This window comes from Bacillus sp. BS98 (assembly GCF_008432245.1).
Classification (GTDB): domain Bacteria; phylum Bacillota; class Bacilli; order Bacillales; family Bacillaceae_G; genus Bacillus_A; species Bacillus_A toyonensis.
This window is the reverse complement of sequence record NZ_CP043830.1, coordinates 2,670,497-2,695,530: the sequence shown is the minus strand read 5'-3', so window position 1 is coordinate 2,695,530 and position 25,034 is coordinate 2,670,497. Positions and strand designations below refer to the sequence as shown.

Below are 25,034 nucleotides of genomic sequence, written 5' to 3'. Positions count from 1 at the left end.
GGTTGTCCGTTTTCTTATATAAAAAATTACTTTTTCAAAAGAATGATAAGGGGGATTTGGATGGAAAAGTTAGTAGAGTGGTTAGTGGGGCAAGTATGGAGTATAGGTTTAGTTGTTTTCGCATTAGGAGCAGGAGTGTATTTTACCATTGCGACTCGTTTTTTACAGATTCGTTATTTTAAAGAGATGATTAAGCTACTTTTTGAAGGGAAAAGTTCAGAGACTGGAATATCATCCTTCCAAGCATTTTGTTTGGCTCTATCAGGAAGGGTTGGAATAGGTAATATCGCAGGGGTAGCAACAGCAATAGCTTTTGGGGGACCGGGCGCTGTATTTTGGATGTGGGTGATGGCACTTTTAGGAGCCGCTAGCGCATTTGTTGAATCAACATTATCTCAAGTATATAAAAGTAAAGTAGGAAATGAATATCGTGGCGGTACACCATATTTCATTGAGAAAGGTTTAAAAATGAAATGGTTTGCAGTCATTGTAGCGGTAGTTGTAACACTTTCATACGGCGTTTTATTACCAGGTATTCAATCGAGTAGTATCGCTGTTGGATTTGAAAACTCTAACGGTATTAGTAAATATGTAACAGGTATATTTTTAGTTGTGTTACTAGCAGCGATTATTTTTGGGGGAGTAAAAAGAATTGCTGGTGTGTCACAAATGTTAGTACCTTTTATGGCAATTGGCTATGTAATTGTTACATGCATCATTTTAATTTCAAATGTAACAGAAATTCCAAGTATGTTTGCTTTAATTTTCTCAAGTGCATTTGGTGTAAATGAAATGTTTGGCGGGATCGTTGGTGCAGCAATTGCATGGGGTGTAAAGCGAGCGGTGTTTTCAAACGTTGCAGGTGTTGGAGAGGCAACATATAGTTCGGCTGCTGCTGAAGTATCGCACCCTGCAAAACAAGGGTTAGTTCAAGCGTTTTCTGTATATATCGATACAATTGTAGTTTGTACAGCGACAGCGCTTATGATATTAATAACAGGTATGTACAATGTTATACCTGAAGGGAAAAGTGCAATTGTACAAAATATAGGCAATGTAGAAGCAGGTCCTATTTATACACAACAAGCAGTTGAAACTGTTATGACTGGATTTGGTCCAATATTTATTTCAATCGCAATCTTCTTCTTCGCATTTACAACTTTGCTTGCTTATTACTATATCGCAGAAACGACTCTCACTTATTTAGATCGTGGATTGAAATATGGATGGTTAAAACCAGTTTTAAAAATTGGATTTTTAATTATGGTATACATCGGTAGCGTAGAATCAGCCTCACTTTTATGGAATCTTGGAGATTTAGGAATCGGTAGTATGGCATGGTTAAACCTTATTGCAATCCTATTATTAAGCAAAACCGCATTAAAAGTGTTAAAAGATTATGAGGCGCAGAAAAAAGAAGGGAAAGATCCAGTATTTGATCCTAAAAAAGTAGGAATGGAAGGTTTAACGATTTGGGAAGAGCGAAGTAAAGAGGGAGAAAGGAAAAGTTCTAAAGAAAAAATGTCGGTGGATGATGGGCTGAAACTGTAAACGTGTAAATTTAAAAGTTTAATAAACTGAAAATTCTTTCTATTTTTAAAGTGAGTATTTGTATATATCATTCATTTTATCTCATACTAAAGTAAGTGTAAATAAAATGAATGGAGGATATACGATGGAAAATCAACAATTTGGCTCTATAAATGATGTATTACTTCATTACAAAGAAGGTATTGGGAATTTCACACAACAAATTCCTGAAATTGCAGAAACCTATAACGCTTTTACACAAGCGTGTTTTCAGGAGGGTGCATTAACTAAAAGAGAAAAACAGCTTATTGCATTAGGGATTAGTTTAGCAACACAAGACGAATACTGTACGATTTATCATACAAAGGGATGTATTGATCAAGGATGTTCTGATAAAGAAATTTTAGAAGCTTGTGGTGTTTCGACCGCGTTTGCTGGCGGAGCTGCAATGAGTCAAGCAGTAACTTTAGTACAAGAGTGTATGGTGGAATTAAAAAATCAAAGTCATTAAACTAGAAAAAGTTTCAATTGCTTCATATAGTCGATAGCTTTTGTTTTATTTCTTTGCTTAGAAACATATTGTGCCTCGTTTAAATGTCTATAATAATTTTTAAATATTTCTTCAGAAAGAATTCCATCAGACATGGCTTTTTTAACCGCGCATTGTGGTTCATTTGTATGTGAACAGTTAGAAAATTTACATTTCCTAGAGATATCAACTATATCTTCATATCCAATATTTAAGTTACCTTCATGATTTATTAAGTCAAATCCTATTTTACTAATAAGTAATCCCTCCACTTTTAAATGAGTTTTTTAGAAGCATACTTACAAATTGTATCGTTTTTAAGTTATGATTGTTTTAATATTCTGTATTCTTGCAAATTGATTTCTCTACATCAGGGAGAAGGGTGTATATGCTCTTCCCAATTAAAGATTCTAATTCATTCTTAATTGTATAGAATCCTTTCCAATGTAACGAAGTATGAGAGGTTGTGCCATGACGTAAACCAACAGAAACCAATCTTCTTTCAAGCGTAGTAAAACCATCTGCATCAGCGAGAGCGTCGCAAAGAGTAATTACTTTATTGTATAAGTCATAGTCACTATGTTCATTCAATATTTCAATTAACCGGCTTTTCATATAATCAGGAACAAGGCTCCACTCTGCTGCGATATCTATATGCTCATTTTTGCAAGGAAATGAATGCGTCACACATATAACGGCGTTTCCTGTATACCCTAAATCATTCATATACATGTAACCATCATAGGAATGAATAACAGATTTAGTAAAACCTTTATATCTTCCTATATCATGCAGGAGAGCGGCATTATATTCTATATCAACATCTAAGTCATACCCATTTTTTATAAGTTCTACAATTATTTTTTCAGTTGCATTGGCAACATGAATTGAATGTTCGAACCAAGGACCTGGGTTTTGTTCATATGCCCAATCCAGTAATTTTCTTGCGTATTTCCTGTCTAATATATATTTCATATAGTGATCCTTTCTCTAAAAAATCGTATCTTAATTAATTTCATCTTAATATTTAATTATTCCTGCTATAAAAATTGTTAAAATGAAAACAAAAGGGGGAAAAGTAATGCGAAATTTAGTAATTGAAGAAATGAAGCAACTAGAAAATGAGATTGAAGATCTTTCTAAACTTTTGACAACGGTTGTAGATGATGGGGCATCAATTGGTTTTTTACCTCCACTGGAACAAAAAGAAGCAACAAATTATTGGCAAGCGGTATTAGCACCAGAAGTAATATTGTATGTTGCTAAAATAAACAATGAAGTGGCAGGAAGTGTTCAATTACATTTAGTTACAAAGCCTAACGGGACCCATAGAGCTGAGATTTGCAAGTTAATGACTCATCCGAATTTTAGACGTAACGGTATTGGACGTTCACTTATGCAAAAAGCAGAGGAAAGAGCGAAACTAGAAAACAGATCTCTTTTAGTATTAGATACTAGAGAAGGAGACCCTTCCAATAGATTGTACAAGTCATTAGGCTTTCAAGAATCCGGTAAAATACCAGGGTATGCAATTTCTCCGGATGGTGAGTTAGATGCAACGGTTATTTATTATAAAATGATTTAGTTTTTTCTTTTCATTCTTTAACTTCAAATTGAACGTTCAATTTGAAGTCCAGTTTATATAAGAGTTTAACAAGTTTTTAAGAGGTAGTATTAAAATAGGGATTTTGAAGCCATTTGGTGAATAGTAAATGTTAATCTAAAAGATGGAGGTTGCTGTGATGTTGAAACTGTTTCAATATAACTGGCAAGTTCGTGATGATTGGTTTACATGGTGCGAAGACATATCGGCTGAAGAACTAGTAAAGAAACGGGTCGGTGGGTTCGGCAGTATACTACATACCCTATTTCATATTGTAGATGTGGAATATATGTGGATCTTAGGGTTGCGCGGTGAATCAGTCCCTGAGGAACCAGTGTTTGAAGAGTATGCCAGCTTACAAAAAGTGAAAAATCTTTCAGCTCAATACCACGAGAAAGTGAAGCCGTTTGTGACTTCTTGGACAAATGAAATGGATTCTCGGAAACTTTCAAAAGCTGACTTCAAGGAAGAGCCGATTAGCTCAAGAGACGCACCAATTAGGCGCCGAGTCATTGAATGTACAAACGGAGAGTTAATACGTCATGTCATTGTCCACGAAATCCATCATATCGGCCAGTTATCTATATGGGCACGTGAGATAGGAAAGGAGCCAGTTTCCGCAAATCTGAGAGGGAGAGGGCTATTTGATAACTAGACTACCTTTGCCAAATTCGTAATTGCACGCTTTAATGGCACAAGGATCAAGTAATAATCAATCTTTTTCAAAACCCACTTTTTCTATTTATTATTTTATCCAGGTTTATAGAGTTAATGTAATCAAACTTTTTTAAGCGCTACACTGTGATATATAATTGTAAGTAGTTAACAATAAAACGACAAAATAAATAATAGATGTGATAACTGGTAATTAATATACGTGAAGAATTGATATTGTTGTAGTTAAACGAATTTGAGAAAGTTTTTAGAGGGTTCTTTTAGTAATGCTCTTCCACTTATAATGGATGTAGAGAAGATGACTAGGCAACTATAGTTATTTTCGTTTCATTTTTGGGAAGGGGATGAAAGAATGAAAAAGACAAGTTTACAAAAGATGAAAAAGGTTATGTTAAGTGGTGGGATATTACTTACGGGATTATTAACATTTGGATTTTCAGAAAAGGCTTCAGCTCATGGGTATGTAGAATCACCAGCGAGCCGATCTTATTTATGTAAGCAAGGGGTAAATGTAAATTGCGGTCCAGTTCAATATGAACCACAAAGTGTAGAAGGAATAGGCGGCTTTCCGCAATTAGGACCTTCTGATGGACAAATTGCAGGTGCTGGTCATTTTCCTGCTTTAGACGCTCAATCAGTGGATAGGTGGAAGAAAGTTACGTTAAACGGCGGGACGAATACATTCAAGTGGAAACTAACGGCTCCTCATAGTACGAAAGAATGGAAATACTACATTACAAAGAAGGATTGGAATCCAAATATGCCTTTAACAAGGTCTAGTTTAGATATAGTGCCGTTCTATGTGAAAAATGATGGCGGAGTTAGACCGGGGACAACAGTAACGCATGAAGCAAATGTACCAACTGATCGTAGTGGCTACCATCTTATTTTAGCTGTTTGGGAGATTGCGGACACTGGAAATGCATTTTATCAAGTTATTGATGTGAACCTTGTGAATAATGGTTTAAATTCCAATTTTGCATTTAACAATGCAGTGCAAGTTCCTACACTATTTTAAATTAAATATACATTTTGATCATCTAATTCATTTTAGATGATCTTTTTTATGAAAAATATAGAGGAAAGTACAATTATTTATAAAAAATTCGGGTTTAAATATTGTCATATTTGCTTCTTTAAGATATCCTTTTCATGAAGAGGTGGAAAACATGGAAAAAGTACTAGTTTTCGGGCATAAAAACCCAGATACAGATGCAATTTGTTCTGCAATTGCTTATGCAGAATTGAAAAAAGAATTAGGAATGAATGCTGAGCCTGTACGTTTAGGCGAAATCAGCGGTGAAACTCAATTTGCGTTAGACTATTTTAAAGTAGAAGGACCGCGTTTTGTTGAGACAGTTGCAAGCGAAGTGGACAACGTTATTTTAGTTGACCATAACGAGCGTCAACAAAGTGCTAACGATATCGAATCTGTTCGTGTGTTAGAAGTAATCGATCATCACCGTATTGCTAACTTTGAAACAAGCGATCCTATTTACTACCGTTGTGAGCCAGTTGGATGTACAGCTACAATCTTAAACAAAATGTACAAAGAAAATGGCGTTACAATTCGTAAAGAAGTTGCAGGTTTAATGTTATCTGCAATCATTTCAGATTCTTTATTATTCAAATCTCCAACTTGCACAGAACAAGACGTAGCAGCAGCTCGTGAATTAGCGGAAATCGCTGGTGTAGATGCAGATAGCTATGGCTTAGAAATGTTAAAAGCTGGTGCTGACTTAAGCGGAAAAACAATGGAGCAATTAATCTCTCTTGATGCTAAAGAATTCCAAATGGCTAACGCGAAAGTTGAAATTGCACAAGTAAACGCTGTCGATACTAACGACGTTCTTGTACACCAAGCGGAACTTGAAAAAGTTATCTCTGCAGTAGTAGAAGAAAAAGGGTTAGACCTATTCTTATTCGTTGTAACTGATATCTTAACTAACGATTCTGTCGGTCTTGCGATCGGTAAAGCAGCAAACGTTGTTGAGAAAGCATACAACGTAACATTACAAAACAACACAGCTACATTAAAAGGTGTTGTATCTCGTAAAAAACAAATCGTACCAGTATTAACTGAAGCATTCCAAGCTTAATACTATTCAGTACTGATTAACAAAAAGGACAAGTAGTCGGATGGCTACTTGTCTTTTTTATTTGTTACATAGGATACTGGTATGAAAATAAGGACAGCATTAGCTATCCTTATAACTGTTTATTCCGCATTAACGGACAGTAAGAGCATTACCTCAAAGTTCAGCGAAAGTAAAGAAGTTAGGTGAGGGATCAACTGTCCGTAAGAGCCCGATTGGTGAAGGCCAATAATCCGTGGGGGATGAAGAAAACCCTCACGGATTAAAGTTTCACTTTATTCGTAAGACTTTTTCCTGTTTATATAAAATGTAAAAACAGCAGTAATGAGGAAAATGGGTATTGCGTACGCTTGCCCAACAAACAACTTCCAACTAATAGAATTATAGCCTTCAGATGCTGGAACAATCATAACAATAACACAAACGATAAAATAGACGAATAGTGCAGGGATAATATTTTTCATTATTGTTCACCTCCTTTAAAAAACAATAAAATAAACATATTCATATATTAAAATTTTTGTGATTCGTTTTAAAGATTAAGCTCACAAAATGTTTATGAAGTAGTATTATATTTGTAAAGAGTGCAGTGTACTACGTAGATGTAGAACGAAAAAAATTGGACTATGCTTCTGAAAAGAAGTGAAATATGAGTGGAAATCGATATAAATATGGTAAAATATTCAATTGTGACGTTTGGAATTATTATATAGTATTTTGCGAGGGAAATGTATGAAATAATTGATTTAACATAAGGAAGAAAAGAGGTAAAAAATATAGATGAAAAGATTATGTATAATCCCATGTGGAAAGAAGAAAATCTGGGATAAGTATGTAGATTATGGACCTACTGAGGCGAAGAATGTATATATTAGTCCTTTCGGGAAAGCATGTCAGGCGTACGCAACTGAGTTTTTTGATGATTGGGTTATTTTATCAGCAAAGCATGGATTTTTAAAGCCGAATGATATTGTACAAGAAAACTATGATCTTGCATTTGATTCGAAGAGTGATGAAGTTATTAGTATAGAGCAACTACAAAAACAGATGATTGATAAAGGTTTAATACAGTTTGACGAAATTGTTTTGCTTGCGGGAAAGAAGCATAAAAAAGAAGTCACAAAGTTATATCCAGAAGAAATCATTACATATCCGTTAGAAGGATGTAAAGGGATCGGGTATATGCTGCAGAGGTTGAAAGGAGCTGTGGCGGAGGTAAAGGAACTATAGTAGTGGTGTTTCATATTTAGTTAACGTAGTAGTTACCTATTATTATGAACGAGAAGTAAGAAAATATACATGAATGTAAAGCCCAAGCATTGGGCTTTTTTATTTGCAATATTTCCTACGAATATTTAATAGAAAATTTTTAAGAAAGTGTAATACTTAAAAAACTATTGTTTAAAAGTAGAAAATAGACTAGTAAACAAGCCTTTTTCTACTTTTAAACATAGAATATTATGAATTCTATTGAGGAGGAAGCATATTCATGGGGAATCATTGTCATTGTGGACGTTCATTTTGGGATGATTTAATGTTTGGAAGATGTAGATGTAAACGCAGGGACTGTGACGAATGTTGCTGCAAAGAGAAACCGAAATGTGATTGTGACGAGTGTCGTTGCAAGGAAAAGCCGAAGTGTGATTGCGAAAAATGCCATTGTAAACAGGAAGGGTATTAATAATAAAAGAGTACTTTACGTACTCTTTTATTTTATGAGTTTATATTCCATCTTGAACTAATTTTTTTTCAATTTCCCATGTATCTCGCTTTTTAATTTTTATAGCTACATTAGTTCCGCCAGATTCTTTATAAAAAATATAGCCATTGTTTGCGTTTACGTATGTTATTGGTTCACTTATGCAATCTCGTGAACAAGATGTATTAACGAGCTCAAGTAAGGATAGTTCGCTCGGTTCGGTTTTACTTTCAGCTATAACGGCATCAATGTTTGTTTTACGATAACCTTGTAAATTCACATGGAAAATCTGTTCAATTTCTCCTGTAATGCTAGTATTCATTACTTCTACTGAATTCTTTTTTTCTTGAAGAAATCCATTTTCATAAAGTAATTTTGTATATCCAAGCCAGGCGATTAAAACTAGCATGATAAACATACTAGACATTTTTAGTGTTCGAAGTCTTTTACTAACAATTGTTTCTGAGTATTTCATTCAGTCTAATCCTCCAATGTTTTTAATTTAAAGTATGCCTGGATACATACATTTAGAAGAGGATAGAAGGCAACAAGTTGTTGATTCAAAAAAGAAAACATCAGAAGTTAGATGTTTTCTTTTTTGAATGATTATTGTTATCTGTTCGTTACTTGTTTCATAAGCGGTCTTATTTCTTTAACAGGTGGTTTTTTATCATAGGCATCAACGTAAGAAAAGTAATAATTTAAATTTCTAAGAAGTCCTTTTCCTATTTTAGCGCTTAAAAAGGGGAATACTTGTCCAGTATAATCATCGAGAGATTTACAGTAGTATTTTTCATCTAAATATATACTGTATTTACAAGTGAGTTCTACTAATGAGTTACCTTCATCATCAATTACCTCTTTAGAATCAATAATGTCTATTAATGCAAATTTTTCATTCAAATACACTTTCTTCTTTTTCTCGTGTTTATTTGTGAGTATAAATACGAGACCAATGGCGTTAATCAAACTATTTCCTCCTATAAAAAACGGATATAAATAAAATATATCGATATACGTTAAATGTAAAGAGGAGAGGCGAAATAACATTGAGAGAAAGCTAAATAAGCCGATTTTTTTTTGAAATCGGCTTATGCTTATTTTTATCCCGCATTGACGAGAAGTAAGAATCACACCTTGAAATTCAGCTTAAGTAGAGAAGTTAGGCGGGAGATAAAATGCTCGTGAAACCCTGATTGGTCTGGGTTAGTAATCGGTGGGGATGTACAAACCCATCACTGGTTAACGTCTCAGTTTATTGAAATACTTGCGGGAATTGTTTTACGATTGCGTTTGTTATCATGTCGGCCATTTCTAATGCTTCTTTTTCAATTTTATCGTAAAGTTTTATTCCTGCTTCATAATCTTTATTTAGGAAGGCAAGCGCTTCTGCTTTCGTTAGTGCTAAATGTTCATAAAACATTTTTCTAAATTCCTCTTTATCTATATATGGATTGATACTGTGAAGAAATTCAGTAATTTCATCACCATTAGCGTACCATTTCTTCTCTATAGCGGCAGCTGCATTTTGATCACCAGCTTTTGCGGCTTTCACAAGATCGGCTGCAATTACTAAATGATCTTTAATTAATGCACTATATTTCTTTACTGCATCCTCGCCATAGAAGGGCTCAAGTGATAGTCCCATATGTGTTGCGTTTTGTAGAAGCCGTCCAACAGTAACGTTAACATCGGGTAAATTAAAGACAATACTTATAATAGCCAATCTCGTCCAAGCGACGTGTTGTTCCCATAAAGAACGCATATATCCTTTTAAAAAATTCTCGTTTTTACTTATTCGGTAGTTACGTACGGATAAATCATAGTTTACATAAGGGTTATGATAGGGGGAGTAATACGATTGCCAATAAGAATACATAAAAAGTAACACTCCTTTGAACATGTATAACTCAAAGTATGATAAAGATTTATTTTTAGTTACGTGTCCTAGATAATTTTCAGGTAATTTGAAATGGAGAAATTCGATAAATGATGTTGTGATATATATAAATAAATTGAATATAAAGTAAAAGAGGCTCTGCAAGGGAAGTTGCAGAGCCTCTAAAGGGTATTGCCGAGATGTCGGACTCGACTACGTAATATTATCATAAAATTCTTTTAAAAAAACCTGGTAAATGTGTCCAAATAAAAATGGAACTTTAATAAAGTCAAAGGGACCTGCTTCCCGCGGCAGGCCCCATTAACTAGATAATGTAGATGAGCAAAAACTCATCTGGATTACTTTTATAGTAACAAGTAAAATGCGTTTTGTGTATTGAGAAAAAAGAATTGCATAATTACATGTGAACAATTTATATTTTACTTTTTATGATTATCATGAATTGTTGGGATTTAAATCTGGTTATAAAATGGAGAAAAGACTTGGAAGTGAAATTGAAGTGCACAGAAATATGTAATCATGAAAAAGACCTGCTATTATGAGCAGGTCAACTTAAGGGGTTTATCCAACAGATTATTATATATGGTAGCAACTGAATTGTAGTAAGTCTATACGTTTCATATTGAGAAAACTTCTGTGGATGATCTATTTTTTGCGCATATATTAACGTCTAAAAAGTTGAGAAAGAAAATCAAAAAAATTTCTATAAGAAAATAATGGCTGGTACTTATAATATGATTCATATTTCCACGCATCATTATTAGAGAATTGGAGTTGTTTTGTTTTTGCTTTGATGGAACTCATATTACGATGCTTCATATAATAACCTCCTGCATTTATATGTATACGATTAGTAGTATTCAAGAAAGGGCAATAAAATGAATATTTAAATTGAAATGCTTTCTTCATGTGTAATGGATGTATGTTTTAAATGTTGTGAAACATACAAAACACCGATGCTAATTAATATTAAATACGAGGTGAAATATAGAATAATGAAAAAATAATAAGCACTTATTCATCGCTTTCAAGTCGCATAAGTGATGATATAATAGAAGTAGATGAAAGATAAAGAAAAGCAGGTGAATCTTTTTTGTTTACAAAAGCACAAGAACTTTTAGCGTCTTATTTCGGTTATTCGTCATTCCGAAGAGGGCAAGATGAAACAATTAAAAATGTATTAGAGGAGAAAGATACAGTTTGCATTATGCCTACGGGCGGAGGTAAGTCAATTTGTTATCAAATTCCCGCATTAGTATTCGAAGGAACGACGTTAGTAATATCACCTTTGATTTCACTTATGAAAGACCAAGTAGATACACTAATACAAAACGGTATATCCGCTACGTATATTAATAGTTCTATTTCAATGACAGAAGCTAATCATAGAATTCAATTAGCGAAACAAGGGCATTATAAGTTACTTTATGTCGCTCCTGAGCGTCTTGATTCAAGGGAGTTTGTTGATCAACTTATCGATATGAAAATCCCGATGATTGCGATTGATGAGGCGCACTGTATTTCGCAGTGGGGACATGATTTCCGTCCAAGTTATTTACATATACATCGTATACTAGATTATCTCCCAGAAAAACCGCTCGTATTAGCGTTAACAGCGACAGCAACTCCGCAAGTACGTGATGATATTTGCAAAACGCTTGAAATTAATCAAGAAAATACAATTATGACAACTTTTGAGCGTGAGAACTTATCATTTTCTGTCATTAAAGGACAGGATCGTAATGCTTATTTAGCGGATTATATTCGTCAAAATCAAAAGGAATCAGGGATTATATATGCAGCTACTAGAAAAGTAGTTGATCAGTTGTATGAAGATTTAATGAAAGCGGAAGTTTCGGTATCAAAATATCACGCTGGTATGAGTGATCATGATCGAAATGAGCAACAAGAACTCTTTTTACGAGATGAAGTAAGTGTAATGATAGCGACATCTGCATTCGGAATGGGTATTGATAAATCGAATATTCGTTACGTTATTCATTATCAGCTGCCAAAAAATATGGAAAGTTACTATCAAGAAGCAGGGCGTGCTGGTCGTGACGGATTAGATAGTGAATGTATTTTGTTATATTCTTCTCAAGATGTGCAAGTACAACGCTTTTTAATTGATCAATCAACAGGAGAATCACGTTTTTCGAATGAACTTGAAAAATTGCAAAATATGACTGATTACTGTCATACAGAACAATGTTTACAATCATTCATTTTGCAATACTTTGGAGAAGAACCGAAAGAAGATTGTGGACGCTGCGGTAATTGTACGGATGACCGTGAGAGCATCGATGTGACGAGAGAATCACAAATGGTTTTATCCTGTATGATTAGAACGAACCAACGATTTGGAAAACAAATGATTGCACAAGTATTAACTGGATCGAAAAATAAGAAAGTTATTGAATTTAATTTTCATACTTTACCAACGTATGGCCTTTTATCAAACCGTAGTGTAAAAGAAGTGAGTGACTTTATAGAGTTTTTAATTTCAGATGAGTTAATTGTAGTTGAACATGGTACGTATCCGACATTAAAAGTAACGGGAAAAGGGAAAGAAGTATTACTTGGTAATGAGAATGTTCTACGAAAAGAACGAGTAGAGACGAGACAAATCGTCCAAGATCATCCTTTATTTGAAGTGTTGCGTGAAGTACGTAAAGAAATCGCACAAGGAGAAGGTGTACCTCCGTTCGTTATTTTCTCTGACCAAACATTAAAAGATATGTGTGCCAAAATGCCGCGAAATGATTCCGAACTGTTAACAGTAAAAGGTATTGGAGAACACAAACTTGTGAAGTATGGCTCGCACTTCTTACAAGCAGTTCAGCATTTTATTGATGAAAATCCAAACTATGTAGAAACAATTAAGACAGAAGTTGTTTCTGAGCGTAAAAAATCAGGAAAAGCTTCAGTGAATTCTCATTTGGAAACGTATGAAATGTATAAACAAGGAATTGACCTAAATGAGATTGCAAAAGAACGTGATCTATCAAGACAAACAATTGAAAACCATTTAATTCGCTCTTTTGAGGATGGGATGGAAGTAGATTGGCAAAGTTTTGTACCAAAAGAGTATGAATCTCTTATAGAAACTGCTGTACAAAATGCAGAAGGTGGTTTGAAATCTATTAAAGAACAGCTTCCAAATGAAGTGAGTTACTTTATGATCCGTGCTTATTTACAAATAAGAAAGTAGAGACATATAAAGGGGATAGGGATTTATGTATCATGTTTTCGTTTATGGCACGTTAAGAAGAGGGCAAACGAATGCTCATTATATGCAAGGTGCAACATGCATCGCAGACGGAGCATGGACGTATGGGGAATTATTTGATACAAACGAAGGATATCCGGCCATGATTTGTTCTAATGAAGTAAAGGTATATGGGGAAGTTTATGAAGTAAATGATGATGTTTTGCATAAGTTAGATGAACTAGAAGAATATACAGGTAATGCAGAGACTGATTTATATGACCGAATAACGCAAACAGTGTATGTTGCTGATACGGAAATACATGCGTATGTGTATATTGCTCAGGATAAAAAGATGTTAAAGAAAGTGATTGATTCTGGGGATTGGCTTTTATATCAAAAAGTATAATAAAAGTAACTATATAAAATTGGAAAGCAGATAATGAAATATTTCATTATCTGCTTTTTATTGTTTCTTTTAATTGAACTTCTCAAATTAATAAAGAATGTTTTAAATATGTTATATCGAATTAAAGCAAAGCAGAGTAGGGATTAATGGTTACTCTTTTATATTTTAGAAAATTCTCACTAGAACTATTGACTTTGCGAATGGATTTTTAATACAATTGTATTTCGACTGAAAAATTAGAACGGACAGGAGGGAATCGTCGAAATGAGCAACATATTTGAAGATGAGTTACAAAAAATGAGGGATACTTTACATACGATGGATGATCAATTAGAACAGCTTGAAAAAATCCCGGTTTATTATGGAGAAGATTTTAAAGAGCAAATTCTTGAAAGCATGAGGGAGTCAAATAGACAGAACTTACGTATCGGTGTGGAAGAGCCGTATTTTGGAAGACTAGACTTTCAAGAGGATGGAAAAGAACAAGTTATGCCGATTTATATCGGTAAAGTAGGTGTTTCAGATAAGGACACGATGAAACCAATTGTTATCGATTGGCGAGCGCCTGTCGCAAGTATGTTTTATTCATTTACCGGTGGAGAAGAACTAGCGTTTTATCAATCACCAGATGGGTTAGTTGAAGGTGATGTGTATTTAAAACGAAACATTTCCATTCGTAAAAGAGAACTTGAACGTGTTGTTGATACATATGTGAAAGGAAATGAAGATGTATCGCATGCCGATGATTTTCTTCTATATCGATTAGGTGAGAATAAAGATAATAAACTAAAGGATATTGTTTCAACGATTCAATCGGAACAAAATGATATTATTCGAGCGGAAAGAAATTTACCATTACTTATTCAAGGGGTTGCAGGGAGCGGAAAGACAACAATCGCTTTACATCGCCTTGCTTTTTTAATTTATGAATACCGTGAACAGTTAGAGGCAGAAAGAATGATTGTATTTGCTCCGAACAGCTTGTTTTTAGATTATATTTCGAGTGTACTGCCTGAATTAGGGGTAGGGAATATTAGTCAAACAACGTTTCCAGATTGGGCATTGCGTACGTTAGATGATTCAGTGAAACTAAAGCAAACAGAAGAGAAATTGAAAGAAGCATTTTCAATTAATCGTGATGAAAGTAAGGTAATGCTCGGTAAATTAAAGGGTACACTGGAATTTAAGGCGTTTATTGAAGAGAGAATGATTCAATTTGAAAATGACTTAGTTCCGCCAAAGGATTTTGAGGCGTGGGATAAAGCGATTATTCCAGTAGAAGACATTAAAAAATGGATGCAAGTTGAATATAAACATTATCCACTAAAGAAAAGAAGAGAACGTTTAGTAGGCCGCATGAAGCGCTGGATTGAAATTGAACTTAAAAAGTTTGGGGAAACGAACGAGAAAAAATTGCTCAAAAAAGAAGCGACTAAGAGATTGAACACATATCTGAAGTTTTGGCCAAAAATGAGTGCTCTTTCACTGTATAGTTCAATATTGAAAAGTAAAGAAATACTCGAAGTTTTACCTGAAGAACTTGTTAAAGAAACAGAAAAGAGTTGTCGTAAAAAAGAAGTGTATGTAGAAGATTTACCTGCCTTAATTTACATCCATCATCGCATAACAGGTATTGAAATCGGTCAGAAGTTTCATCATGTCGTTATTGATGAAGCGCAAGATTTTTCGCCATTTCAAGTGTATGTATTAAAAGAAATTACACTAGGTAATTCTTTCACTATATTAGGTGATTTATCGCAAGCGATTTATGATTACCAAGGAATTGAAGATTGGAACGCATTTAAGGAAGTATTCCAAGAAACAGGTTATTTTGAATTGACTAGAAGTTATCGTTCTACAAAAGAAATTATTGAATTCGCAAATGAAATAATTAAAAATGCAGAAATACCAGTGGGGCTCGCAACACCAGTTTTCCGTAGCGGTGAAGACGTAAAAGTAATCCATGCAGAAGATCAATTCACTGAAGTTTTGAAGACAATAAAGCATTTGCAAAATGCAGATGTAAAAACAATTGCAGTAATAGGTAGAACAGATGATGAATGCCACGATATGTATGAGAAATTAACGAATGCAGGATTGACGGTAAATGTCATTGAAGCAAATCAAAGTAAATATGAAGGTGGTATTTCAGTAGTACCTGTATATTTAGCGAAAGGTTTAGAATTTGACGCTGTAATTCTAATGGATGTTGATGAAGAACATTATAAAAATACAAAGCATGATGCGAAGTTAATGTATGTCGCATGTACGAGATCACTGCATGATTTATGGATTTTCCATAGCGGTGAAGCGTCGCCTTTAATTAAAGGATTAAAATAAATGTAAAAAGAGGATTTTCTAGTAGGGTATGAAAATCCTCTTTTTTATATTTAAAAGCTAGATGAATTAACGACCTGAGCGGTTATTTAAATAATATAATAAAGTAAAAAAAGTGCAATGGAGTTATATGCATTAATATGTGCGTTTAAGTATAAATCTTGGTGATGGAAGTGTTTCTTGTTCTGCTTCAAAATACGCAACTTGATTTGTAATTGAGTATAGAATAGAAGGCATTCCCATTCCAACAGCAGCCTCTAATGCGTCCAGCAAAGGGAGTGTTTTTCCATCGATTTTTGTGTCCTATGATATGGCGTAACAAGAATCAACAGCCCCATGTTTTTTTAACAGATCTCCTATATCAATTGGACAAGAATTAGGCTTAGGAATTTCAATCATATATTCTTCACGTAACGTAGTTCTGTAATTATGGCAAAGTCGACCGATCGCATCTTTACGTTTTTTTGAAGAAGAAAGCTCAAATAGTACTCTATTTTGAAGGCGCTTAGTAAAAAATGATTTTACAATGATCTCTTCTAATTTTTTATCCATTAAGATTCTCCAATCAACTAATCATTTGTTGGAAATTTTAGTGTTATTATATCATTACATATATTAAAAAAGGGGAAAAGCTATGATTACAAAAGTAATAACAAAAAGAAAATGGGAAATCGCAAAAACAACTGGAGAAATTCATGAAGAGTCACTTATAAAAGAGGGGTTTATTCATTGTTCATTATTTGAACAAGCTTTAAAGGTTGCAGAAAAACATTTCTTTCATGAAGAAGAGGTTTTATTACTTACAATAAATCCATCCTTGTTAAAAGCAGAAATAAAATATGAACTTGCTTCAAATGGTCAAGAATACCCGCATGTATATGGAGTAATCAATGTTGAGTCGATTGTAGGGGTTATCCCATTTCCTAAAGAAAAAGGAGAGTTTATATTACCAGAGGTACAAAGTTAAGCGTGTTATAAATATATAAGTTAGCTAGAAAAGCACAAATCGTATAGTTTGTGCTTTTTTTATCCGTTTTTTGGTAAATGATAATTGTTTTTGTCACACGAATACTGTACGATACATAGTATAAAACACATACTGTATGACATATAGTAATAAAAATGAGGTGGGTGAATGGATACTTTATTAAATTCATTAATTACTGAGTTAAGAAGAGGGACATTGACATTAGCGGTTTTAAGTCAATTAAGAACGCCGCAGTATGGATATTCACTTGTCCAATTATTGGAGCAATCAGGGATTACAATTGATCAAAGTACTTTATATCCACTACTTCGTCGATTAGAAAAGCAGAAACTAGTTACGAGTAGTTGGGATAAAACGGAGAGTAGACCTCGTAAGTATTATGTTTTAAGTGAATATGGACTAGAGATATTTTTACAATTGAAAAAGGAGTGGATAAAGGATTCGAAAGAACTTTATAACCTATTAAAGGAGGAGGACGAGAATGAGTTTGATTGATATGTACGTCCAAGAAGTGGCGAAGAGATTACCTGAAAAAAATCGTGAAGATATTACGCTTGAGCTACGGTCGACAATAGAGGATATGTTACCAGACGATTATAATGAAGATGATGTGAAGAGCGTTCTCGAAAAATTGGGAAGTCCGGTTTCATTGGCTAATGGGTATTTGGATAGACCGATGCATTTAATTGGACCACGTTATTTTGATGTATATACGACGTTATTAAAAATGATTATACCAATTGCAGCTGTTATCGCACTCATTGCAATGGTTGCAGAAAATTTTATAGGCTATACTGGTAATCAAGTAGTATTAGATGTTATTTTAAAATTGATAGGTAAAGGCATTGGGGAAATTGTTGAAGTAGGCCTCCATGTGTTTTTCTGGTTGACACTTGTATTTGCTGTTTTAGAAAGAACTGATAAAGAAAAGGATCCACACCCATTAACAACAAGTTTAAAAAAATGGACGCCAGATGATTTGAAAAATATCTCGTATATCCCGAAGAAAAAGGCAATCTCAAAGTTTGAAGTTTTTGGAGGTTTAATGTGGACAGCAATATGGGCTACCCTTTACTTTTATGCAAACCATCTTGTAGGCGTATATAATGGTACGGAAAACGGACTGAAGTTTATCGCGCCAACGTTTAATCAAGATGTTTTACTTCAATATTGGCCGATTATTTTGGTTATGATCGTTTTTGAAGTAGCTATATCTCTTTATAAGTTAGTACAAGGACAATGGACGAAAAGATTGGCAATCGGAAATGGTATTCTTCAAGTAGTCGGAACGATAGTATTCATTGTAATTGTAGTAAATCCACATATATTTAACGAAGGATTTATTACGTATTTGGCAAATGTGTTTACTATTTCCCCAGAAGGATTTAAAACGTGGTTAGTTGGCGGTGGAATTATCATTTATACGTTGTCCGCTGCGATTAATATATTTGATGGTTTCCGAAAAGCAAGTATTCGTATGTGGAAATAAAACAGAAATTTCGGTAAAATAAAATTATTAAAAAGATAGCGAAAGAAGATTAACATTAGGAAAGGAAGAAAACGATGATCAGGGAAGCAACGAAAAGAGATGTAGCATATATTTTAGACATTTATAACGATGCGATACTTTATACAACAGCTGTATATGCATATAAACCTGTAACCCTTGAAAATAGAATAGATTGGTATGAACAAAAAAAGGCTGATGGCTATCCAATTTTCGTATACGAACTAGATAATAAAGTAGTAGGATTTGCGACATTCGGCTCATTTAGAGCGTGGCCTGCTTACAAATATTCAATTGAACATTCTGTGTATGTTGATAAGGAATATAGAAAAAATGGAATTGGCTCCTCTTTGATGGAAAAATTAATCGCAACCGCAAAAGAAAGAGAATATATGACCTTAATTGCTGGAATCGATGCGGAAAACGAGAAAAGTATAGCCTTGCATCAAAATTATGGATTTGTTCATGCCGGAACAATACAAAAAGCTGGTTATAAGTTTAATAGATGGCTAGATTTAGCCTTTTATCAATTGGAGCTTAACGGGCCTGAAAATCCTATAGAAGATTAGAAGTTTTTCGTGAAAATGAATGTTTTAGGTAGCAAGGAGTAATTCATGCTACCTTTTTCTAATTGTCATTACAAATATAACCTGTCAAAAAAGGTTTTTTATATTCCATATTGAATTATTAGAAGGTGATATAACGATGTGAAAAGAGGAATGGAAATGGAAACTGTCATTCAAAAAATGAAAGAGATACAAGTTGGTCATGTAGGAGTAGCTATTTATTCTACAAAAAACGAATGTATAATTATTTCATATAATAGTGAATTATATATTCCATTAGCATCGGCAGCAAAAGTAGTAATTGGATTTGTAGCAGCACAAATGGTGAAGGAAAATAAACGTAATTGGAATGATATACTTCATCACATTAAATTTCATCCACATGAAGATAGTGCACAGTTATATCCGCATCTACAAGGAAGAAGTACTTTAACACTTAGTAAAGCAGTAGAAGTGATGATAGCTTGTCACGACAGTTATATTGCTCACTCGGTTGTAAAGCACTGCGGTGGATGGGATGCTGTGAAAATAAATGCTCAAACGTATTTTTCAAAAATTTATATACAAGAGAATGCTAGAGATGAGAAAAATGTTGGAGAATTAAATCAAGTTCTTTCGCTTTTAGTACATATTTTTCAAGGCTATAAAGTAGAACCAGCAGTATGGGAACCAATTATCAATGGAATGGTAAGACAACAAGGGGATTATGAAAGTATACCGTATTTTCATTTAGCTCATATGACAGGTGGATTGCCCACAGCTACAATAAATATTGGTATAATGGGAATGTTTAACGAATTCCCGTTTCTTTATGTAATTGGGGGAAAAGATTTACCCGAGCGAGTTCATAATATAGAGGTTGATGAAACTATTGCAACAGCTTTGAAATACATTTACAAAGCATATAGTGAAAGCATGCTAGGAGTGAGCGATTGAAACGAAACTTAAAGACTTCAACAATTATTATTTTAATTGTAACGATTATTGCTCTTGAAGTTGGAATCGCACTATATGATCACAATTTGTCATTAGATACCATTTACTTTGCAGCGATTCTTATTTGTATTGTATTGCTTTTTGGTACACGTGTTTCTAAAGAGAAAGAACGTACATCGAAACAGAGACGAAGAAAAACGGCTCTAATATTTTGGCCATCTATAATAATGTTAATTATTAGTTTTGCAGTTATAAGTTATGTACGAACAGGCTATGTCTCTGTACCTGGGATAATTGGTTTTTCGTGTTTTGTTACATATGGTGGATTTGTATTCATTAGTATTTTAAAAAGGCGGAATAAAAATTAGATGTAATTTACTAAGTTGAAAGGAAGAAATATATATGAAACACATAGAGAATGGTACTCGTAATGAAGGAGAATACATTAGAAATAAAGTCATTCAATATAATATGTCCATCTTAACAGATGAAGTAAAGCAGCCGATGGAACAAGTAAGCCTTGTAGTGAAAGATGAGGAAGGAAAAATCTTTGGCGGCGTAACAGGAACGATGTATTTTTATCATCTTCATATCGATTTTTTATGGGTTGATGAATCCGTTCGTCATGATGGTTATGGAAGTCAACTGATACATAAAATCGAAGACATTGCGAAGGAAAAAGGATGTAGACTCATATTACTAGATTCATTTAGTTTCCAAGCACCGGGATTTTATAAAAAGCACGGCTACCGAGAATATGGTGTCGTTGAAGATCATCCGAAAGGGTATAGTCAACACTTTTTAGAAAAGAGATTATAATAATATTATGTATACTAGTTGATGGGAGAAAGAATATGTACACGTATAAATTACAACATGAACGACCAATTTGTGCAGAGAAAATAAAGAAGCTTTACGACTCTGTCGGTTGGTGGCCAGAAAGAAAAGAAATCGATATTGAAAAAATGTTAAAGAATAGCATAGCAATTGGGGTATGGAAAGAAAATGAGTTAATTGGGTTTGCTAGAGTCGTTTCAGATGGTGTTTTTCGAGCGTACATAGAAGATGTTGTCGTACATGAAAGTGTAAGAAATAAAGGCATTGGAGAGAATATGCTTACAATGTTACTGGAAGAGATATCTCATATTGATATTGTTAGTCTATTTTGCGGAGAGAAACTCATAAAGTTTTATGGGGAACAGCAATTTAAAGCGACGAAGCAAATTGTGATGCATCGTAATCAAATAGTGAAAGAATAAGAGGTGCCATTTAAAATGAATGCAACGAGAGCATATTGTTTATCAAAAAGAAAAGCGACAGAGGATTCTCCAAATGGCTGGAGTGCAACATGTATGAGACTCAATAATAAAATATTTGCGATAGTGAACCATGAAAAAGGTGAAAAAGCTGCAATTACATTAAAATGTAATCCTGAGCTCGCTTTACGAATAAGAGAAGATTATCCAGACACAATAATTCCAGGGTATCATATGAATAAGAAACATTGGAATACAGTGTATATACATAAGGGAGTAGAACAGGAGCAAATTAATAAAATGATCGATTGGTCGTATGAGTTAGTACTACAATCATTTTCAAAGAAAAAGCAGCAAGAGTTAATGGATTAATATGTATTAGGGGTGGATATAATGAAAGACGCAGTCAAAGATACGTATGATAAATTAGCGAGTACATATAAAGAAAATGTAGATTTGGCAAATCCATATAATAGTTATTATGAAAGACCTGCGATGATGGAGATTATTCCAAGGGAACTAGAAGGGAAGAGAATACTAGATGCTGGGTGTGCCGCTGGATGGTATACTTCTCAATTCGTAGGAAGAGGGGCTAACGTTACAGCAATTGACATAAGTCCTGAAATGGTAAAAGCCGTAAAAGAAAGTATGGGAGAAAAAGCAACGTTCCTTTGTCACGATTTGCAAGAAACATTGCCATTTGAAAATAATACGTATGATATCATTGTAAGTTCGTTAACTCTTCATTACTTAGAAAATTGGACGCAAGTATTTCAAGAGTTTCAGCGCGTATTGAAGCCGGGTGGAGAACTTATATATTCCGTTCATCATCCTTTTATGGATTTCACAAAGTTTACATGTGAAGATTATTTTGAAAAACAATTATTAGTAGATACTTGGGTTAAACCAAATATTACAATAGAAGTTAGTTTTTTTAGGAGGTCGCTCCAAGACATAATCAATGAAACAACAAACTATTTTGTATTAGAAAAAATAGTGGAACCGAAGCCGATTGAAAAGATGAGAGAAGTAGACAGAAAATCATATCATTATTTAAGTACAAATCCACATTTTCTTATTATGAAAGCAAGTAATAAATAGCTAGTAAAATGATTGTATTTTACTAGCTATTTGCAGTTTTACATGATGAATTAGGAGCTTTTGAAATGAATATAAAACGAAATCAATTACTATATGTAATGTTTACTATAGTCGTTATTATGTTAGGTCTTAGTTCTAGAAAATTTGCTTTTGCGTTACCTCATTTATTAAATGATTACTTAGGTGATGCTTTATGGGCATTAATGATTTTCGTTGGATTCGGATTTTTGTTTCCTAAAATAGAAACGAAGAAATTAGCTTTTATGAGTTTAATTTTTTGCTACGGGATTGAAATTAGCCAATTGTACCATGCACCTTGGATTGATAATATTCGTGCAACGACTATAGGGGGACTCGTTTTAGGTTACGGATTTTTGTGGAGTGATGTAGTTGCTTATACAATTGGTGTTGGGATAGGAATGCTTTGTGAATTTATGTTACGGAAGAAATAAGTGAATTTTAAAAGGGGTATTTGTATATGGAGGATATATTAGAAATTGCAAAGTTTTGGTTTGAAGATGAAGATATCACAACTATTGAAGTTCAACCAAACGTAACGAAGATTTACTGTAATAATAAAGCGTATATTTTAAAGGAAAAGGGATCGATAAAACATTTTTTAGTTGAACTAAATGTATTAGAACAGCTTGATGAAAAAGGAGTTAAAGTACAAAAACTAGTAAAAATGAGAAATGATGAAAGGTACGTATTTTATAAAGAGAAGTATTATTGTTTGTACGAATATATTGGTGGAAGTGTACTAGAAATAAAAGATACAGAAAAGCTAAAAGAGCTAGGAAGTACAATTGGAGAGAAGATAGCTAATTTACATCAAGCACTATATTCAATGAATAGTGCTAACGAGTTAATAAAAAGAGAATTGTATAAAGTGGTATACAAATGGGCCTTACCAATTTTAGAAAAGAATGCATCTGTCCATCGGAATGTCGTTCGAAAAATGGATCAAATACGTACAGTTTTGAAGGAAACGGTTCACCCACTACCAAAACAAATTATTCATCGTGATATGCACTTATCGAATGTGATTTTTCATGACAATGAATTTCAAGGATTTATAGATTTTGAACTTTTAGAAAGCAATGTAAGAGTATTCGATTTATGCTACTGCTGTACAAGTATATTAAGTGAGCTATTTAGTGATGAAACAGGAAGAGGGAAATGGTTACATATTGTCAGCAAAATCTTTGAAGGATATTATAAACAAAGCATTTTAACGAGAGAAGAACTACAATCTATTTGGTATGTCATGCTTTCTATTCAAGTTATCTTTATTACTTATTTTGTTCAGTTACCAAATTTATTAAAGTTGAATGAAGAGATGTTCTTCTGGATTTTTGCAAATAAGGAAGATATTGAAGAATCTATAGTAAGGACCGTATGAATATGAAAAAAATCATATTAATTGGTTCTGGTGGTTCAGGAAAATCTACATTAGCAAAGCAGTTAGGAAATAAACTAAATATTAAGGTGCATCATCTTGATGCATTGTTTTGGAAAGCGAACTGGGAAGGTGTTCCTCGAGAAGAACAAAGAAAAGTTCAAAAAAACTTAATTAAAGAAGAAGAGTGGATTATTGATGGGAATTATGGCGGGACGATGGATTTAAGACTGAATGCAGCGGATACAATTATCTTTCTTGATATTCATAGAACGATTTGTGTTTATCGTGCTTTTAAAAGAATTGTACAATATCGAAATAAAACAAGACCGGATATGGGTGCCGGATGTGAAGAAAGACTAGATTTACAATTCTTTAAATGGATATGGGAGTATCCGAATAAGAAAAAACCTGCCATTTTAAAAAGACTAGATCAATTAAGTAAAGGAAAAGAAGTGATTATTTTAAAATCTCCAAATGAAGTGAAACGGTTTTTGAAGAAGTACGATAAGTAGTTAGATTTTAAAAAGAAGTAATATGGGGGGATACTATTGAATACATTCATTCGCTCGATTGATTCTAATATGATGGAAATTCCAGCAGGAGAGGTAGTATTAAGAGATGATCGAATAAAAAAAGAATGGCAAGTTCAAATAAAACCATTCCTTCTTGCAAAGTATGCTGTAACAATGGAAATATATAATGCCATTACAAATCCTACATTAAATAATGATAAAGATAGTAATAAACCAATTGTAAATATTTCATGGAATGATACAATTGCTTTTTGTAATTTACTTTCTAAACAAGCGGGATTAACAGCGTATTATTCTATTAGTGATGATGGAAAAAAGGTTAGTTGTAATATAGAATCTGACGGCTACCGATTGCCATATGAGGCAGAGTGGCAATACGCATGTAAAGCAGGTACGACGGGATATACATATGGGGAACTTCAGAAAATAGCGTGGTATAATGAAAATTCAATTGGACAAATTCATGACGTCGGTAAAAAAGAGCCGAATGCATGGGGACTTTATGATATGTTAGGAAACGTTTGGGAATGGTGCTATGATTTGTATGATGAAAAAGTGTACGGATCGTACCGAATTTTTCGTGGTGGTAGTTGGGCTGAAGCAGCTAGAGGTTGCGGTGCGACTTGTCGCCGTCGTAGCCATCCTACATTTCATATAGACGATCTCGGTTTTAGGCTTGCTAGGTCAATTGAGCAGGAAAATGATACATAAAATACCGTGAAGAGTATGGAAAATATCCATACTCTTTACAACATAGAA

General features: G+C 33.7%; 34 protein-coding genes. 25 read left to right on the top strand and 9 right to left on the bottom strand.

The genetic code is table 11. The features are described from left to right. Positions 1-60: 60 nt before the first annotated feature. Together F0362_RS13950 and F0362_RS13945 are read left to right on the top strand one after the other, a co-directional pair. On the top strand, positions 61-1,551 hold the full coding sequence (locus F0362_RS13950; protein ID WP_000413791.1) for an alanine/glycine:cation symporter family protein: 1,491 nt from the start codon (positions 61-63) through the stop codon (positions 1,549-1,551). A 124-nt stretch (positions 1,552-1,675) separates the two neighbouring features. Beyond that, the gene (locus F0362_RS13945) at positions 1,676-2,041 is read left to right on the top strand and encodes a carboxymuconolactone decarboxylase family protein (protein WP_000431413.1); all 366 of its coding nucleotides are present in this window, start codon (positions 1,676-1,678) and stop codon (positions 2,039-2,041) included. On the opposite strand, the gene F0362_RS13940 is transcribed toward F0362_RS13945, so the two are convergent. Together F0362_RS13940 and F0362_RS13935 are read right to left on the bottom strand one after the other, a co-directional pair. Next, the gene (locus F0362_RS13940) at positions 2,038-2,331 is read right to left on the bottom strand and encodes a ribosome small subunit-dependent GTPase A (RefSeq protein WP_149889831.1); all 294 of its coding nucleotides are present in this window, start codon (positions 2,329-2,331) and stop codon (positions 2,038-2,040) included. The two genes, F0362_RS13945 and F0362_RS13940, sit on opposite strands and share 4 nt — an antisense overlap. Before the next feature lie 61 nt (positions 2,332-2,392). Next, positions 2,393-3,034 carry an HD domain-containing protein gene (locus tag F0362_RS13935; RefSeq protein ID WP_149889830.1) on the bottom strand — a complete coding sequence of 214 codons (642 nt, stop codon included), beginning with the start codon at positions 3,032-3,034 and terminating at the stop codon, positions 2,393-2,395. 106 nt (positions 3,035-3,140) lie between these two features. Between F0362_RS13935 and F0362_RS13930 the strand changes: the two genes are divergently transcribed. The 4 genes from F0362_RS13930 to ppaC all read left to right on the top strand — a co-directional run bounded on the left by F0362_RS13930 (position 3,141) and on the right by ppaC (position 6,436). Next, positions 3,141-3,644: a GNAT family N-acetyltransferase gene (locus tag F0362_RS13930; RefSeq protein ID WP_001245264.1), complete on the top strand. Its 504-nt coding sequence runs from the start codon at positions 3,141-3,143 to the stop codon at positions 3,642-3,644. Positions 3,645-3,801: 157 nt separating this feature from the next. Beyond that, positions 3,802-4,317 carry a DinB family protein gene (locus tag F0362_RS13925; RefSeq protein ID WP_000915556.1) on the top strand — a complete coding sequence of 172 codons (516 nt, stop codon included), beginning with the start codon at positions 3,802-3,804 and terminating at the stop codon, positions 4,315-4,317. Between the two features lie 372 nt (positions 4,318-4,689). After that, complete coding sequence (locus F0362_RS13920) at positions 4,690-5,355, top strand: lytic polysaccharide monooxygenase (RefSeq protein ID WP_000753783.1); 666 nt, start codon at positions 4,690-4,692, stop codon at positions 5,353-5,355. Positions 5,356-5,506: 151 nt separating this feature from the next. Beyond that, positions 5,507-6,436 (top strand): manganese-dependent inorganic pyrophosphatase, encoded by a 930-nt coding sequence (gene ppaC / locus F0362_RS13915; protein ID WP_000416867.1) that lies wholly within the window; start codon positions 5,507-5,509, stop codon positions 6,434-6,436. A 272-nt stretch (positions 6,437-6,708) separates the two neighbouring features. Here the strand turns inward: ppaC and F0362_RS13910 are convergent, their stop codons facing one another. After that, positions 6,709-6,897 (bottom strand): DUF4017 family protein, encoded by a 189-nt coding sequence (locus F0362_RS13910; RefSeq protein WP_000789480.1) that lies wholly within the window; start codon positions 6,895-6,897, stop codon positions 6,709-6,711. 316 nt (positions 6,898-7,213) lie between these two features. On the opposite strand from F0362_RS13910, the gene F0362_RS13905 reads away from it, so the two are divergent. Beyond that, positions 7,214-7,663 (top strand): DUF6884 domain-containing protein, encoded by a 450-nt coding sequence (locus F0362_RS13905; protein ID WP_149889829.1) that lies wholly within the window; start codon positions 7,214-7,216, stop codon positions 7,661-7,663. Between the two features lie 259 nt (positions 7,664-7,922). Continuing rightward, a complete protein-coding gene (locus F0362_RS30945) occupies positions 7,923-8,114 on the top strand; it encodes a hypothetical protein (RefSeq protein ID WP_073990641.1) in 192 nt (63 codons plus the stop codon). Positions 8,115-8,154: 40 nt separating this feature from the next. Here F0362_RS30945 and F0362_RS13895 read toward each other — a convergent pair whose 3' ends face one another. The 4 genes from F0362_RS13895 to F0362_RS30570 form a co-directional block, all read right to left on the bottom strand. After that, positions 8,155-8,607 (bottom strand): hypothetical protein, encoded by a 453-nt coding sequence (locus F0362_RS13895; protein WP_149889828.1) that lies wholly within the window; start codon positions 8,605-8,607, stop codon positions 8,155-8,157. Positions 8,608-8,744: 137 nt separating this feature from the next. After that, positions 8,745-9,101: a hypothetical protein gene (locus F0362_RS13890; RefSeq protein ID WP_000606238.1), complete on the bottom strand. Its 357-nt coding sequence runs from the start codon at positions 9,099-9,101 to the stop codon at positions 8,745-8,747. A 286-nt stretch (positions 9,102-9,387) separates the two neighbouring features. Further along, a complete protein-coding gene (locus tag F0362_RS13885; protein ID WP_000287721.1) occupies positions 9,388-10,011 on the bottom strand; it encodes a hypothetical protein in 624 nt (207 codons plus the stop codon). 684 nt (positions 10,012-10,695) lie between these two features. Beyond that, positions 10,696-10,851, bottom strand: coding sequence for a hypothetical protein (locus F0362_RS30570; protein WP_000682737.1), 156 nt, complete (start codon positions 10,849-10,851; stop codon positions 10,696-10,698). Positions 10,852-11,125: 274 nt separating this feature from the next. Between F0362_RS30570 and recQ the strand changes: the two genes are divergently transcribed. From recQ to F0362_RS13870, 3 genes are all read left to right on the top strand, one after another. Beyond that, complete coding sequence (gene recQ / locus F0362_RS13880; protein ID WP_149889827.1) at positions 11,126-13,243, top strand: DNA helicase RecQ; 2,118 nt, start codon at positions 11,126-11,128, stop codon at positions 13,241-13,243. A gap of 25 nt (positions 13,244-13,268) precedes the next feature. Next, on the top strand, positions 13,269-13,649 hold the full coding sequence (locus F0362_RS13875; RefSeq protein ID WP_000274911.1) for a gamma-glutamylcyclotransferase family protein: 381 nt from the start codon (positions 13,269-13,271) through the stop codon (positions 13,647-13,649). A gap of 264 nt (positions 13,650-13,913) precedes the next feature. Next, complete coding sequence (locus tag F0362_RS13870) at positions 13,914-15,989, top strand: HelD family protein (protein ID WP_079519375.1); 2,076 nt, start codon at positions 13,914-13,916, stop codon at positions 15,987-15,989. A 132-nt stretch (positions 15,990-16,121) separates the two neighbouring features. On the opposite strand, the gene F0362_RS30565 is transcribed toward F0362_RS13870, so the two are convergent. Both F0362_RS30565 and F0362_RS13865 read right to left on the bottom strand, forming a co-directional pair. Further along, positions 16,122-16,259: a hypothetical protein gene (locus F0362_RS30565; protein WP_000882914.1), complete on the bottom strand. Its 138-nt coding sequence runs from the start codon at positions 16,257-16,259 to the stop codon at positions 16,122-16,124. Positions 16,260-16,289: 30 nt separating this feature from the next. After that, positions 16,290-16,538: a hypothetical protein gene (locus F0362_RS13865; RefSeq protein WP_000358553.1), complete on the bottom strand. Its 249-nt coding sequence runs from the start codon at positions 16,536-16,538 to the stop codon at positions 16,290-16,292. 82 nt (positions 16,539-16,620) lie between these two features. Between F0362_RS13865 and F0362_RS13860 the strand changes: the two genes are divergently transcribed. From F0362_RS13860 to F0362_RS13795, 14 genes are all read left to right on the top strand, one after another. Next, positions 16,621-16,953, top strand: coding sequence for a DUF952 domain-containing protein (locus F0362_RS13860; RefSeq protein WP_000629053.1), 333 nt, complete (start codon positions 16,621-16,623; stop codon positions 16,951-16,953). 168 nt (positions 16,954-17,121) lie between these two features. After that, positions 17,122-17,469, top strand: coding sequence for a PadR family transcriptional regulator (locus F0362_RS13855; RefSeq protein ID WP_000380297.1), 348 nt, complete (start codon positions 17,122-17,124; stop codon positions 17,467-17,469). Continuing rightward, positions 17,456-18,463 carry an HAAS signaling domain-containing protein gene (locus F0362_RS13850; RefSeq protein WP_000052360.1) on the top strand — a complete coding sequence of 336 codons (1,008 nt, stop codon included), beginning with the start codon at positions 17,456-17,458 and terminating at the stop codon, positions 18,461-18,463. The genes F0362_RS13855 and F0362_RS13850 overlap by 14 nt, the downstream gene beginning before the upstream one ends. 74 nt (positions 18,464-18,537) lie before the next feature. Beyond that, on the top strand, positions 18,538-19,050 hold the full coding sequence (locus F0362_RS13845; protein WP_000617533.1) for a GNAT family N-acetyltransferase: 513 nt from the start codon (positions 18,538-18,540) through the stop codon (positions 19,048-19,050). A gap of 156 nt (positions 19,051-19,206) precedes the next feature. Further along, positions 19,207-19,983: a serine hydrolase gene (locus tag F0362_RS13840; RefSeq protein ID WP_000450777.1), complete on the top strand. Its 777-nt coding sequence runs from the start codon at positions 19,207-19,209 to the stop codon at positions 19,981-19,983. Next, positions 19,980-20,351 carry a hypothetical protein gene (locus tag F0362_RS13835; RefSeq protein ID WP_098628185.1) on the top strand — a complete coding sequence of 124 codons (372 nt, stop codon included), beginning with the start codon at positions 19,980-19,982 and terminating at the stop codon, positions 20,349-20,351. Before F0362_RS13840 ends, F0362_RS13835 begins: the two co-directional genes overlap by 4 nt. A gap of 34 nt (positions 20,352-20,385) precedes the next feature. After that, positions 20,386-20,802, top strand: coding sequence for a GNAT family N-acetyltransferase (locus F0362_RS13830; protein WP_000680422.1), 417 nt, complete (start codon positions 20,386-20,388; stop codon positions 20,800-20,802). 35 nt (positions 20,803-20,837) lie between these two features. Next, the gene (locus F0362_RS13825; protein ID WP_000288960.1) at positions 20,838-21,242 is read left to right on the top strand and encodes a GNAT family N-acetyltransferase; all 405 of its coding nucleotides are present in this window, start codon (positions 20,838-20,840) and stop codon (positions 21,240-21,242) included. A gap of 15 nt (positions 21,243-21,257) precedes the next feature. Further along, positions 21,258-21,611 (top strand): MmcQ/YjbR family DNA-binding protein, encoded by a 354-nt coding sequence (locus F0362_RS13820; RefSeq protein ID WP_000994633.1) that lies wholly within the window; start codon positions 21,258-21,260, stop codon positions 21,609-21,611. Positions 21,612-21,632: 21 nt separating this feature from the next. Next, entirely contained in the window at positions 21,633-22,340 is a 708-nt protein-coding gene (locus F0362_RS13815; RefSeq protein ID WP_000650686.1) for a class I SAM-dependent methyltransferase, read from the top strand. A gap of 65 nt (positions 22,341-22,405) precedes the next feature. After that, positions 22,406-22,792 (top strand): ribosomal maturation YjgA family protein, encoded by a 387-nt coding sequence (locus F0362_RS13810; RefSeq protein WP_001022591.1) that lies wholly within the window; start codon positions 22,406-22,408, stop codon positions 22,790-22,792. A 26-nt stretch (positions 22,793-22,818) separates the two neighbouring features. After that, entirely contained in the window at positions 22,819-23,742 is a 924-nt protein-coding gene (locus F0362_RS13805) for a phosphotransferase enzyme family protein (protein ID WP_000389476.1), read from the top strand. 2 nt (positions 23,743-23,744) lie between these two features. Then, on the top strand, positions 23,745-24,254 hold the full coding sequence (locus tag F0362_RS13800) for a DNA topology modulation protein (protein ID WP_002106312.1): 510 nt from the start codon (positions 23,745-23,747) through the stop codon (positions 24,252-24,254). Positions 24,255-24,290: 36 nt separating this feature from the next. Continuing rightward, entirely contained in the window at positions 24,291-24,986 is a 696-nt protein-coding gene (locus tag F0362_RS13795; RefSeq protein ID WP_001091311.1) for a formylglycine-generating enzyme family protein, read from the top strand. Positions 24,987-25,034 lie beyond the last annotated feature (48 nt).